The sequence below is a fragment of the Nostoc sp. 'Peltigera membranacea cyanobiont' 232 genome (assembly GCF_002245985.1).
GTDB lineage: Bacteria > Cyanobacteriota > Cyanobacteriia > Cyanobacteriales > Nostocaceae > Nostoc.
The window spans coordinates 1-12,288 of sequence record NZ_NOLK01000202.1; the positions used below are offsets into that span (position 1 = coordinate 1).

Annotated in this window: 19 protein-coding genes; 12 read left to right on the forward strand and 7 right to left on the reverse strand. The window is 42.4% G+C overall.

Annotated elements, in window-relative coordinates; translation table 11 throughout:
* Window positions 1-305 precede the first annotated feature (305 nt).
* From CDG79_RS35605 to CDG79_RS35615, 3 genes are read right to left on the reverse strand one after another with little or no spacing between them, the layout of a single operon-like run.
* Entirely contained in the window at window positions 306-734 is a 429-nt protein-coding gene (locus tag CDG79_RS35605) for a 6-aminohexanoate hydrolase (RefSeq protein ID WP_094346310.1), read from the reverse strand.
* Entirely contained in the window at window positions 731-988 is a 258-nt protein-coding gene (locus CDG79_RS35610) for a hypothetical protein (protein WP_094346311.1), read from the reverse strand. The genes CDG79_RS35605 and CDG79_RS35610 overlap by 4 nt, the downstream gene beginning before the upstream one ends.
* Window positions 985-1,143, reverse strand: coding sequence for a copy number control protein (locus CDG79_RS35615; RefSeq protein ID WP_143855679.1), 159 nt, complete (start codon window positions 1,141-1,143; stop codon window positions 985-987). Before CDG79_RS35615 ends, CDG79_RS35610 begins: the two co-directional genes overlap by 4 nt.
* Before the next feature lie 308 nt (window positions 1,144-1,451).
* Here CDG79_RS35615 and CDG79_RS35620 point away from each other — a divergent pair, with 308 nt between their 5' ends.
* The 10 genes from CDG79_RS35620 (at window position 1,452) to CDG79_RS35665 (ending at window position 7,310) form a co-directional block, all read left to right on the forward strand.
* The gene (locus CDG79_RS35620) at window positions 1,452-1,820 is read left to right on the forward strand and encodes a hypothetical protein (RefSeq protein ID WP_094346312.1); all 369 of its coding nucleotides are present in this window, start codon (window positions 1,452-1,454) and stop codon (window positions 1,818-1,820) included.
* 3 nt (window positions 1,821-1,823) lie between these two features.
* Complete coding sequence (locus CDG79_RS35625; RefSeq protein ID WP_094346313.1) at window positions 1,824-2,432, forward strand: hypothetical protein; 609 nt, start codon at window positions 1,824-1,826, stop codon at window positions 2,430-2,432.
* A 67-nt stretch (window positions 2,433-2,499) separates the two neighbouring features.
* Window positions 2,500-2,736, forward strand: a complete 237-nt coding sequence (locus tag CDG79_RS35630) for a hypothetical protein (protein ID WP_223278543.1) — start codon at window positions 2,500-2,502, stop codon at window positions 2,734-2,736.
* Between the two features lie 16 nt (window positions 2,737-2,752).
* On the forward strand, window positions 2,753-2,998 hold the full coding sequence (locus tag CDG79_RS35635) for a hypothetical protein (RefSeq protein WP_094346314.1): 246 nt from the start codon (window positions 2,753-2,755) through the stop codon (window positions 2,996-2,998).
* Window positions 2,999-3,109: 111 nt separating this feature from the next.
* Complete coding sequence (locus CDG79_RS35640; RefSeq protein WP_094346315.1) at window positions 3,110-3,292, forward strand: hypothetical protein; 183 nt, start codon at window positions 3,110-3,112, stop codon at window positions 3,290-3,292.
* Between the two features lie 114 nt (window positions 3,293-3,406).
* Window positions 3,407-3,601 carry a hypothetical protein gene (locus CDG79_RS35645; protein WP_094346316.1) on the forward strand — a complete coding sequence of 65 codons (195 nt, stop codon included), beginning with the start codon at window positions 3,407-3,409 and terminating at the stop codon, window positions 3,599-3,601.
* Window positions 3,588-4,253: a hypothetical protein gene (locus tag CDG79_RS35650; protein ID WP_094346317.1), complete on the forward strand. Its 666-nt coding sequence runs from the start codon at window positions 3,588-3,590 to the stop codon at window positions 4,251-4,253. The genes CDG79_RS35645 and CDG79_RS35650 overlap by 14 nt, the downstream gene beginning before the upstream one ends.
* Window positions 4,250-6,421 carry a hypothetical protein gene (locus CDG79_RS35655; protein WP_094346318.1) on the forward strand — a complete coding sequence of 724 codons (2,172 nt, stop codon included), beginning with the start codon at window positions 4,250-4,252 and terminating at the stop codon, window positions 6,419-6,421. Before CDG79_RS35650 ends, CDG79_RS35655 begins: the two co-directional genes overlap by 4 nt.
* Window positions 6,422-6,425: 4 nt before the next feature.
* Window positions 6,426-6,956 carry a GIY-YIG nuclease family protein gene (locus CDG79_RS35660; protein WP_223278544.1) on the forward strand — a complete coding sequence of 177 codons (531 nt, stop codon included), beginning with the start codon at window positions 6,426-6,428 and terminating at the stop codon, window positions 6,954-6,956.
* Between the two features lie 51 nt (window positions 6,957-7,007).
* Window positions 7,008-7,310: a hypothetical protein gene (locus CDG79_RS35665; protein ID WP_223278545.1), complete on the forward strand. Its 303-nt coding sequence runs from the start codon at window positions 7,008-7,010 to the stop codon at window positions 7,308-7,310.
* 64 nt (window positions 7,311-7,374) lie between these two features.
* On the opposite strand, the gene CDG79_RS43050 is transcribed toward CDG79_RS35665, so the two are convergent.
* On the reverse strand, window positions 7,375-7,536 hold the full coding sequence (locus CDG79_RS43050; RefSeq protein ID WP_189525247.1) for a hypothetical protein: 162 nt from the start codon (window positions 7,534-7,536) through the stop codon (window positions 7,375-7,377).
* A 191-nt stretch (window positions 7,537-7,727) separates the two neighbouring features.
* Here CDG79_RS43050 and CDG79_RS35675 point away from each other — a divergent pair, with 191 nt between their 5' ends.
* Window positions 7,728-9,581, forward strand: coding sequence for a protelomerase family protein (locus CDG79_RS35675; RefSeq protein ID WP_094346321.1), 1,854 nt, complete (start codon window positions 7,728-7,730; stop codon window positions 9,579-9,581).
* Here CDG79_RS35675 and CDG79_RS35680 read toward each other — a convergent pair.
* Window positions 9,578-10,243, reverse strand: coding sequence for a tyrosine-type recombinase/integrase (locus tag CDG79_RS35680; protein ID WP_094346322.1), 666 nt, complete (start codon window positions 10,241-10,243; stop codon window positions 9,578-9,580). The genes CDG79_RS35675 and CDG79_RS35680 overlap by 4 nt on opposite strands.
* Before the next feature lie 71 nt (window positions 10,244-10,314).
* Window positions 10,315-10,809, reverse strand: coding sequence for a hypothetical protein (locus CDG79_RS35685; protein WP_094346323.1), 495 nt, complete (start codon window positions 10,807-10,809; stop codon window positions 10,315-10,317).
* Window positions 10,810-11,033: 224 nt separating this feature from the next.
* On the opposite strand from CDG79_RS35685, the gene CDG79_RS35690 reads away from it, so the two are divergent.
* A complete protein-coding gene (locus tag CDG79_RS35690) occupies window positions 11,034-11,300 on the forward strand; it encodes a hypothetical protein (protein WP_094346324.1) in 267 nt (88 codons plus the stop codon).
* Between the two features lie 465 nt (window positions 11,301-11,765).
* On the opposite strand, the gene CDG79_RS43055 is transcribed toward CDG79_RS35690, so the two are convergent.
* Window positions 11,766-11,915, reverse strand: coding sequence for a hypothetical protein (locus tag CDG79_RS43055; protein WP_189525248.1), 150 nt, complete (start codon window positions 11,913-11,915; stop codon window positions 11,766-11,768).
* Window positions 11,916-12,288 lie beyond the last annotated feature (373 nt).

A 12,288-nucleotide genomic window follows, 5' to 3' on the forward strand; every position in this document is an offset into this window, starting at 1 on the left:
ATTACTTTGATATGGCAGTTCGATGAATTAAATCTTACCCTACCTCAGATGGTGTCACTTTGTTTTCCACCTTATCGCTGATCAGGTAAGTCCTCTTGTCAATAGGTTTTGAGACGCGCTAACCCTGACCTAACAGCGCCTTCAATCAATAGTTCTTGTAACATTATTTCTCTCTTATATTTTCCTGAAGTCAAGTCGGAAGATTAGCGCATTGAAAAATTTATTCGGCGGTTAAATTTAACTCTGGGAAAGTAGGCGAGACGATGCGATCGCCTATTTTCAAAATCAGTCAACTGAGGTCGCAGCTAGGATGGGGGATTTTGATTACCACCTTGCTGTCTGAGTAGATAGTCCAAAATTCTGTCAATTCTCTCCAAGGCAGCGCCTGTGGTGATTTGAAACTCCTGAAACTGAGATTTTTGTTCTTCAAAGTTTCGGTCAAGCTTTAGCATAAGTGCTTCTAATCGCTCAGTTCGTGCCTTTGTTTCTTCTACCTCACTGCCTGCCCTTGTAAATAGGCGTTGCGTGTGGGTGACAAAACTATCAACCTTGTCAGAAAGTTGGTCAACCTTCCCTCCAATCTGGTCAAGCTGAGATTGGGTACGGTCTTGTTTTAAGGTCAACTCATCAAGCCGCCTGTTCGCTGATTCTGCGTATCTGGCTGTAGACACTAAAAGCTGTTTTACAGTTTCTAGTTCATCTTCTACGTGGTCTAGTCGCTGTGAATTGGTCATTTTCCCGCCTCAATCATTCTGGCGATCGCCTCTTTATCAAAGCAGTCTAGATAGCTGACCAGCTCTCGGAATTGCTGGTATTTTTCCTCAGCGTAGCTATCTGGTGTGAAACCCAGAACTTCACAGAATTTCAAATAGTCAGCCCGCCAATTAAAGTTATTTAGTGCAGTAGTAAAGCTTTCTACTGCCTCTAGTGTCTCTGGCGATACCTCTAGTTTTTCTGTTTCATAGGCTCCTCCTAGCGCTTCTGTCATGCTGGTTCCTTATCATCTTCTTTAATGTATTTCTCCATAAAAGCTGCAACAACATCACTCATGGTTTTACCTTGAGTGACGCATTTACCTTTAAATTTTTGACGTAATTCAGGGGGAACAAAAACTCTAATCTCGGCCATATCTTTTTTGCTCATCCAAAATATAACTCCTATTTGTCCACTATATCCAGTACGTCACACAAATGACCTATATAACAATCTTATCCTATTGGACATTGATATAAGTATGTTAAATATGTCTACCAGTGGATATGGTGGATATAGTTGCTATACTCAGCTTAAAGAAGCAATCGATCAACAACAAATCACTAATTAGCGTCCTACGAGTACCCCAACAACCCACAGAGTAAGGGGTTTAGCGATTAGACGCTACATTTTGCTGCTTAGTTTATCGATTAATAGCCAATTAACCATCAATTCACATTGATTACTGTAGTAAACCCATGAAACCTAGACGGAGCAAACATTCTACAGATTTAGACTTATTTCTTGATTTTCCATCTACCAAGACATATTTAGCTGAAGTCTTGGGTGTTAGCCGTTCTACTTTAGTCACTTGGGAGAATTTAGCTTTCTGGAGAATTCCCAGTTTCAGAGATGCCTACCCCAAAACCCACGATGGCAGTTACGACCGAGAATCACCTTTATCACCCTACCAAGGATGGGTTTTGGGCAGAGTAGGGCGGCTAATGGCTCAACTACGACGCGGCGATCGCGTAAAGCAGTACATCGCCAAAAACCCCAACGATTTTTCTAGATACCGCTATCAGCAAGCATTCGGGCAAATTCAAAAAATACAGAAGGGAGCGTAAATCATGGCAGCACGGAAGAGAACCACAGCACCAACAGCAGACACAGTAAGCATTCATGATGCTTGCTTAAGGTACATGACCACGGAACAGAGCTTGAGACTGGCTTTAAGCCATGTTCGCCCTGACGATTTCGACACTGTAAAGGCAGTTTCAGAAGCGGATTTAGAAGCGATCGCCTCCCACTTCCAGCCACAATTACCCGAAACTTCTCCACAGCAAACATCGGAACCAGCCCCAGAACAGTCACAGAATGCCCTTTCCTTGCCCCAGCAACAGCAACATCTAACATCTGCTACCCAATCCCCAATACCTAACGCCCAACTAACGCTAATTGACCAGCTAGCTAGGCAGGCATCTGAGGAGATAGCAGCAGTGGACGCGATCGCCCAAGTTAAGAACCAACTGATTTTAAATAATTTGGCTGTGCGAGATGCCGAACTAGCAGAGGGTATAAATCAGCACTGGCAACACCAAAAGCAAGGGTATTTGGGAGCGATTAGAGACTTGGCTGGACTTGCACAGCAAAAGCCAGAAATTACCCCAGATGAAACCGACCTTACCCAAGAAATTGAAGGCATCATCACCGAACTGGGAAAAAAGCTAATCGTGTGAGAGCGATCAACATCCTGTTATCTCCCCTCGACTTCGTTAACTGGTTATTAGAAAGAGTGCTAACGCCATGACTTTTACAATTTCCGGCACTGAATCAGAAGTAAATATGAGCGCTAATTCCCTACTAGAGCTAGTTTCTCAAGCCCAAGAATTACTTGGTCAAATCCGCCAGCATCCACAGTTTAAAGGCTTGCGTTTTGATTGTGATGTAGCTCTTGGTGACGTTAAGCAATATTTCAACTACTTGGAATGGGCTGCTAATGCTGACTTAGAGGTATCTAGGCTTGAAGGTTTTACAGAATGATTTTTACGGAAAAAATATGATTGAGATGATTCACGATGATGAAAAACAGGTGATTTGCGATGCTTTACGCCTGTCTCGTAGAGAAGGTTTGAGCGTTTTCGTAGAAGAATTTATTAGTCTCCTGGCTCAAGAAGGGTTTTCGCTGGAAGACTTGCTACAGGCGATCGCATCTTGGCTGTACCGCACAGAGGGGAATTTTGAGGTAATCAAGCACCTAGAAGATGCGGCGTTAAAGCTGTCTCCCGTCCAGAATGAGGGATAAATCAATGAGAGTTACTATCAGCTCTTGCAAGAAGATTTTTAAGAGCGATCGCCCTACCGTCCAAAGTGAAGCGATCGCCCGGTCATAAAACTTTATCAAGATTAACAACCAATGAAATTTTACTCTACCTTACTAGCCATTCCCGTTATGGCTGCATCTGTCATGCCTAGCCTTGCTAGTTTTAAGGACAATCCACCTCAAAACATAGTGGTAGCAGAACAGATAACCCTATCAGCAGAAAAGGTAAATTCCCCAACAGAGCCAGAGCCGCATAGAGGGCAAGGTAGACGCTAAAAAAAGGGGATGTTTGCCAACATCCCCTCGCAAGATTTGTAAAATTCCATTTCTGGAAATGTGTCTTAATTACCCAGCAATTATGCCATATAGCACCCATATCAAAAAAGCTTTATGGATGACCTAAACAGCCAAATTCAGGATGCAAAGACAGACGAAACAGAGCTAAAACAAGTCCTCAAAAAATATGACTTAGATGAGGAATTAGCACTTGAATTTAGTGAAATTGACAAAGCATTTAGGCAACTAGAAATTAAATATCAATCGCTAATTAACACTAGAAAATTTTTCAACAATGGCAAGAATTGACACTACAAAAGCAGCCGCGAAAGCTGTAGCTGAAAAGCTAGCAGGGCGTAACCAAAACTCGACATCTAGCACTAATTCCACATCTGCTACCCCTGCAACTGTTCCCATAGATAGCCGTATCCCTGGATTGTTGAGCGTCACGCCGGATTTAATACCGGGAATGATGCCACCATTCCAGCCCAATCAATACCATATTTCAGACCCTTTAAATCCTCCCGAAACTCTCCCACAGGCAACTCAAAGCCAGTTTGATAAAGGGATGAAAATTTATGAAGGCTCTACACGAGCGCTTAAATTGACGGGGGCAGCGCTCGACCTGACACGCGAGAAATTTACTGTTATTGGTAAGCACTCAAAAGCTTTTGGTGCTGGCATCCAAGCAGCTACCGAGATTGAGAAAGTCAAAGGTAATTACTTGGATTACCTTAATCAAAAAGAAGTAACTACCCAAAAATCAGTTGCCTTAGATGTCAGTCAAGTTAAGACAATTGCCGATACAAATATCTCGGTTTATAGCAAAGATGAACTAAATCAAAAAGTGTTACAAGCGCAAATAAAAGGTGAGGAATTAAGGCTAAGAACTGTTGAGTCACAGGGAAATTTAGCAAGCTTTAAAGCCCAGTTAGGTGACTATCTGGAGGTAAAATCATGAGATTATCTCACAGCTTAGGGCTAAGTGCTTTTAGCTTGTGCGCTGGCTTAGTAGTAGCTTCTGGAGGGTTCACCAACGATATAGCCAAAGTAATCTCTATGTTTGGTGTGGGAGCATTGCCAGCGAGTTTTATTACTTACTTTATCGCGGATACTAAATCACAGAGATTGCTAAATGATGCCGAAAGTAAGAATAAAAAAGCAGGTGAAACGCTGCATAAAGTTATCAGGGAATTTGACAACTGCAAGTCAAGGCTAACCACTGTTAACAGTCAACTAGAAACGGTCAAAGATGAACTCAAGGAAGCTCGGAATACCATCAACTCGTTAGGTCACAGCAAGCTAGAAAACACGGGTTTAATCGCCCAACTGCAAGCTAAGTTAAGTGAATTATCTACCCAATCTCAGAAAGATGCCCAGCGCATTGAATATTTAGAAAGTGAGACTGAGCAATGGGAATTTAACTTTAAATCTCAGGTAGAGACTGAAGCTAATCAACGCTTTCAACTTGCTAAGTCTCAAGAGTTAGAAAAAATTTATCATGAACACGATTCAATAACCAGTGAAGCTATGCAGTTATTTAGACGGCTGCAATCCTGGGGTGAGAAGGTGGCACACGGACATCAAAGCAAAGCTGAAATTATCAAAAGTTTAGCAAGCAGCTACAACGAAAATTTAGATGAGGTTGGGGAAGCGATCGCACATGAGCGCCAAAATTATCTAGAACAAATCGAACTACTAAACGAGCGTATAGGTCAGCTACAGCAACAATTGCAAGGTGATTTAATCGAACCCGTGTATGGTGACTTTGGCTTTGATATTAACGGGAAAATCGCCAACGAAATAGCGCGTACTTTGTTTAGTGATATCAGGCTAGCTTTAAGTGTTAAGGGGTTCCAAATTAAGCCTGACGGCGTTGTAGATGTTGGTTATGGGTATTCGCGCTCTGTGCATACTTTAGCCATTGTGGAGGCTATTAGCAAGCATTCTGAAACCCTGGCTAAAAAGTTAGGGCTATTCAAGATAACAAGCGTTCGCAAGCTGGAAATAACCGATTGTATTGTGGTCAGCTACCGTATGGGGCCAGCCATCAAAGCAGATGAAATTAAGTTGATGGTTGGAACTCCTGACGAATTTATCAACTATGTAGTCAGTCATCCTATCCGCTATCGGCTGATAGCAGATCCGGGCGTTGGTAAAACCCCAACCACTGCGGTAATGATTAGCGAAATTGTCAAAGCTGGATGCACTCGCGGCAATACCGGGAAGGGTGAGAAAGTGCCTCATACTCTCGTTACGGTATCTTACCCCGGTGCTGTTGCTTCACTTAAAGATAGCAATTACCCATTAGAGTATTTTCTTAAATATGGCGATACCACAGCCGCGATTAAGTCCTTTGATGATTGCCTAGACGACGGAAATTTTAGAGTTCAAAACCCCACATTCGCTGCTAACTTCTTCCAAATTTGGGCATGGGATGAATTAGATAACACGTTAAATTCTTGCAGTGAGCCATACAAGGCAGGGGAAAACCTTAAGAAGATTTTTAAACAGTTTGGACATAATAACATTGGCTGGATTGTATCTGGTCAATCAGTGATGACCAAACAAATCCCAGGTTTTACCAACGATGATAGAAGCCTATTTACTGAAATTATCATCGGTATTCCCAAGATTAGACATTACCTAAACACCTATGGCAAGGGTAAAAACAGCGAATCTAACTTGGCTAAATTGACCCGAAATCTAGACGCTATCGAAGAATATCTCGACCATAAAAATGAGTTAGTAACCGATGATGCCAGATTATTAAGAGTAGCCTTAGTAGTAGATTCTCGTTCACCCAAGCTCTATTTTTTACCTAACCTCGATAAAGTCAGCTTTAACTATCAAGAAATAGAGGAGACAAAGCGACTGGCAAGGCTTGCCAAGTCCCCTGGCACAATTGGCAACGGGCTAGACAGTGAAAGCTTAAAGCCTTATACAGCAAGCAATGGTCAAATGGCAACCTTGCCGCCAAAAACAACTATAGGGGGTAGTCACCAATCTGGCACAAGTCCCCACTGTCCCCACTGTGGGAGCGCAAATTTAAAGCTACAGAATGATGATAGATATCGCTGCCTAGACTGCAAAAAGCGCACAGTTAGCAATAAGATAGTCTGGAAATAAATATATGAATTTTGATGGTTTTGACGATATTTCGACAATTGTCTATCAGCCCAAAAATGACCATGAGCCAGGATTTGTATATTTAATGGAAGCAGAGGGTTATCATGGGCTAATTCCTGGCTGTTACCTCCGTCGTTGTAAAATTGGCTTATCTCGTAATCCAGAGGCTAGGCTTGATAAGTTTCACAGTAATCAACCACCTTGCAACGTGAAAATTCTTAAGACTATTTATGTAGAGGATATGGCAGATGTAGAGGGTCAATTACATCAACAATTTAGCCGATGTAATGTTGAGTTAATCAAAAGCCAAGAATGGTTTGATTTTAATCCAGTGCAATTTATGATGGTTAACTGGGAGTTTGAGAAGCGATCACTGTATGTTTTCAGTTTCAGCGAATTGCCAATTAAGCTAATCATTTTCAGCATGATCGGGCTTGTGTCCCTTGGGGCGATCGCTGGAACTCAGTTAGGTTTTTCTCATCAGCCAGATAGTCAACCTCTGTTGCAGGATGCAAAACATAAAATCAAAAATTAAGGGTAGGTGAAAATGCTAGTTTACCATCGCACAAATGCAAGCAAGGCAATTATGAAGGAAGGGTTTAAAGACGGCACAGGTACTTATGGGACTGGACAGTTTCACACTGGAGTATGGTTCTCCAACTTTCCTATCGATGCAAATGAGGGTGCAGAGGGCGATGTAGTTTTGTCCCTAGATATCCCAGAGGAAGTTTTTATTCAGTATGAATGGGTTGAGGAATCACCAGAGAATGAAAACAAATACAGAGAATCATTGATTCCAGCAAGCATAGTCAATAAATTGGGTAAACCTGAAATTGTTTCAGATGAGGAAGTTGAACAGCTTTCATGCCCTTGGCTTAATGATTCTTAGGCATCGCCCTCATCCTCTCACGCCCAAAAAATGAAGGGTAGGCTGTGAGCCTACCCTTTGGGTTTTAGAACGGTGTGTTACCCGTCTGGTTTATTTTGGCGAGATATCCTGCCCAGTACTCGCCTGTAGTCTGTTTAGGTGGGAGTGCGATCGCCGCGTCAAATTCACCATCGAAGTAGTCTTCTTGTGCTTGGAATTGTTGAGGTTTAGCAATTGTGAGTAACATGAGATCACCTTTATTTTTTAAGCGCGGGTTATCAGCCCGCTTTTTCTGTGGTTTGTTCAACCTGTTACTATATTATCTAACTTGTTATAATAAGTCAATAACCTGTAAGATATTTTCTAACACGTTATTGACACTAAATAACTTGTTAGTTAATATAATAACAGCTTAAAAAATAAAGGGGAGTCGGTCAGATGTCAAAAGCAGTTCAAGAGCAAGTAGAGCAATTGTTTCAAGCGGTCAAGGATTTACAAAGCCTTGAGGAAATCAAGCCACATTGTGAGAACTTCAACGAATGGATAAATACCAACACCAACTACAGCGTTAAAAGCTTAGGCACTGTGTTGAGTCGGGCTGGCTTCTATAAAAAATTTAAGTCACTGCCACTAGAACAGGGTAAAAACGCCGCTTCTGTACCCAAGCATGATGCCCAAGGCAACGTTACAGGAAACGAGTTAAAGCATTATGTCTTTCTGCTGTGTGGTCTGGACAAAAAGGATTGGGAAGAACGCAACGAAACTACACGGGTAAGCGATCGCCTTCTTACTGCTGGTGAAGATGGCAATACAGGCATTGAGATTAACCCAGAGACATATTTGGAAGTAACTTCTAACTTGTTAGCCAGTGAACATCCTCACGAGTTAGCAGTGGGCTTGATAGCTGCTACGGGCCGCCGTCCTCATGAGATTTTAGCCAGAGGAAAATTTACCCCGATTGATGGTGAATCCTATCAAGTTAATTTTGAAGGTCAAGGTAAAAAACGCGGTGAGAAGCCAGTATTTAAAATTTCTACTTTGTTCCCTGCTAGTTACATCATTGAGCGATTGAATCATTTACGAAAAGAACCATCTACTAAATCACTTTTAAAAGAAGTCGCTAACGAATTTCCTACTGATGTAGCAGCCCAAAATAAAGCTATTGAAGATAAGCGCGGTAATTCATTACGTCGGGTAGTTCAAGAATATTTCGGTGGCAAGGATAGCAAAGAACCGCTTTTAAATTTCCGTCACGGTCAAGAGCAAAATGACTGTAAAGCACTAAGGGCGGCTTGTGCCTGTCTTGTTACCGAGCGCGATTGTACGGGTTCACTAGGGGCGAAAATGTACTTCGCTGCTTGCTTTCTTGGTCATATTACCCCAGGTGAAAAAATCAGCGATAGCGATTTGAAACACATCACTACTACCCTTGGTTATTCAGACTATTACACTACGAAACCTGTAGGTTATCCAAGCGCACCAGAGAAAGAAAAACTTTCTAATGTTCGGGTTACTTCTTCAGACTTAGAAGCTATTCGCCACTTGCAAGAGAAGCTAGAAACACCTAACCAGCAATCAGTAATCAATCAGCTAATTGAGTCATTTAACAGCCGGCTGGACACTGCAAAGCAATTACAGGCAGCACACCAAAAATTAGCCCAACTAGAAGCACAAGTTAAACAGTTACAAGAAACTAACAACCAGTTAACAGATATGAATAACCAATTACAACAGGAGAAAGATGCAATGGAAACCACAGCACAGCAACCTCAAACAGTTACTCTTAATGTCACCGAGTTAGATTCTTGGCTAGAAAAGAAAGTTATTGAGGTGGTGAATAAGGTAACTCTTGGGGGAACTATCGTACCTGCTACTACTGCCACGCCTGCCAAGGTCGCACCACCAAAGGAAGAGATTGACTGGCAAGCCAAGACTGATGCTGAGGTGTGGGGGAGCAAAACAACCTTAGCAGCTGTAGAAAAAATTCGTAGGTCTTATCAGGCAATCTGTTTGTACAACGATACTGTGGCAACTGGAGAGGGCGATCGCTTGGCAGTGACTAACCAAGCGCTTAGGGATTTGTCGGGCTGTAACGGGTTGCTGGTGCGTGACTGGATTGAACAGCACAAGGATGAAATAATCAGCCATAACGCCAAGTTCGGCATGGAAAACAAGAAAGACCCCAGTAACCCTGCCAGCTATGCCAATAAAGGGAAGGACACAGATAAAATCCTGTTGCTGATAAACGACGAATTCTTGAGCGGTGAAGGCTTTAAGGCAGGGAGAAACTAAAACGGTGTACTTTGGTCTGAATGCTTTACTGTAGATGGTTTTGGGTGGATGTCGGGAAACGCACATTTCCCGACATTTTCCCCAACTGGTGACAACATAGCCAAACTTGCCGCCGCTCCCAACACTTGATTGTCAGTCACTTCTAAATATCTCTGTAACTGTTCTAAGTTCCGATGCCCTGAGATTTCCTGAATCACTCGCAGTGGAATGCCAGCGTTACTCATCTGAGTTAAAGCAGTCCTTCTAAAGCTATGGCTACTCACTCCAAAAATATCTACTTGCTGACAAGCTTCTCTCAAAATCCTAGCGGCTGAGTCTTCGCTGATGTGTCCATCACTGCGACCGGGAAACAGATAATCATCTCCTGCCAGTGGGTAGTATTCAACCAGCAAACGCCGCAGGTCTTCAATCACTGGTATAGAGCGAGTAGCTAGCTTGCCTTTAGTGTTTGATTTTCTGATAATCAGCCGGGGTCTAACGTTGCCCTTGGGTGTGTAAATGTCTTGGGTGAACAGGGTACAGCATTCACGGATACGGCAAGCACTAAATAGACATACGCCGAACAAAGCGCGATCGCGGTCATTGTCTAAGCCATCACTGAAAATTAGCTGTATCTCTGACTGTGTTAGAACTTTGGCGCGTCCGTGCCGATTGATTTTCATCGCGCTTCTGTAGACCCTGTGATCCACAGCCTACAATGTTTCGACACATGATTAGTCAGAATTGCTAGTCACTATTTAAACATTCCCGCCCCAATCTGCATAGCTCTAGTTATTGCCTCAGCATTCGTCTGCTGCGCCCTAGTTAAGGCGTTAAGCTGCGGATCAGTAGAAAACCCAGTACACACAGCATTTATCAAATATGAGCTTACTGTACCTGAAGCAGCGTATTGCTTTACTAGTTTCACTGGAGCATTAGTAAGTATTTGTCCTTGACTATTAGCGTCTAATGCCCATCCTAAAGCGTATTCATTAGTTGCACAATTAGCCGCAGTGTACTGCCGAGAAACGGCGATGCCGCCGTTACTATAAAGTATTTGCACCCAATACAAAGTTAGATTACCGTTTGTTGCTACCGTGCCTCTATCGACTTGAAAAATATTGCCATTCGTATCTTGAATGACGGCTTGCCACTGATTACTAGGGACGGGAATGGACTGGGCCATTGCAGGATTACAAGTAATAAAGCTAATCAGAAGACCTAAAAAACTAATTTTTTTAACAGTCATAACTATAGTAGATGCTTGTATAAATAATTTCTAACTTCTTTGCCCAATTACTGACACCCAATAACTACGGTTATTGTATGAAGAGTTAAAAAAGAGATTAAAGTATTGTTTCAGACTAGGGTCAGCAGTAGCAAAGTAGGAGCAACTAACATCCTTGCCCAATACCCAATGCAAGACAAAGGCTAGCGTAGCCATTAGAGAAATAAAGGGCATTGTAGGGCATTGTGGCGGCATCTCCACAGGTGCGATCGCTCCCTCCCCTCATTCCCCATGCCCCAGAATACCTTTTTTTGTTTTGGTGGCGCGGCGGGGAGGCAATTAGATGTTCGTCAAACATTCGCGGTGAAAAATTGAGATTGCAAAAGTGGTGCCAAAGAGCGATCGCCCAATGCCCAATGACTAATGACCAATACCCAATGCCCAATGCCCTAAAAATAGATTGGAGGTTTTGGGGTTTTGGTAGTCATGGTCTGGTAGTTGTGATCTGGTAGTCATAGTTAATTAGTAATATCTATTTATATAGAGCGCGTGACTACGGTATCAAGCTTTGATACAAAATACGGCTATTCTCAGTGGTGACTACCAAAAATGTATAAAAGGTAGCATTAGTAAAGCAGTACAGTAGTTAGGCGGCGGCGGGGCATAGGAGTTATGCCAGAAATAAAATACCAAAGCATAACTATGGTGAGGCAAGGCAGGAGACGCGGCGGGATGAACAATTGATAGGCGATTTTATTGGTAGTCAAAAATTGAATTTTGAAAAGTGGTGTCAATTTTTTAGGATTAACTGAAGTTGTCGGGCGATCGCTATAGATTTACTCAACAAAAATTACTCAACAAAAATTACTCAACATGGGTGAGGAAGGGGAGCGATCGCGTTGAGTAATTTTATAGTAGGCAGTGGTGACTAAATTAGCGATCGCTAACCATAGATTTGTTCAAGCCAATCGCTCAAGTTATTGCTGAAAATCCAATGGATGAAAACTGAGGTTAAGGATGGGAGCGATCGCAGGAGACGCGGCAACGCCGCCGTCGGTCAGGCAACGCAGTTGCCAGTCAAGGCTACCAACGTCACCACAGCGAACGCGAGAGACGCGATAAATCAATAACCTGTTACTATACAAGCTGTTATAGTCATCAACTTCAACATATAACCTGTTACTGTGTTAGGAGTAAGCCAATAACAGATTGATGAGAATAGTAACAGGATAGCGCATACATACTGTTATGATTTTATGTACTAATCTAACCAATAGCCCAAACCTTTACTGTGTAAGCGTTATAGATATGCAAAGTATTAACACGTTGTGCAGACATGAACAGGTTATGATTAACCAGTTAACGCATACATAAACCTGTTAACAAAACCTCATTGCAGACATGGAACCATGTATAACCTGTTATGTCCGTTAATTTAAATTAACGGACATAACAGGTTATACATGGTTCCATGTCTGCAATGAGGTTTTGTTAACAGGT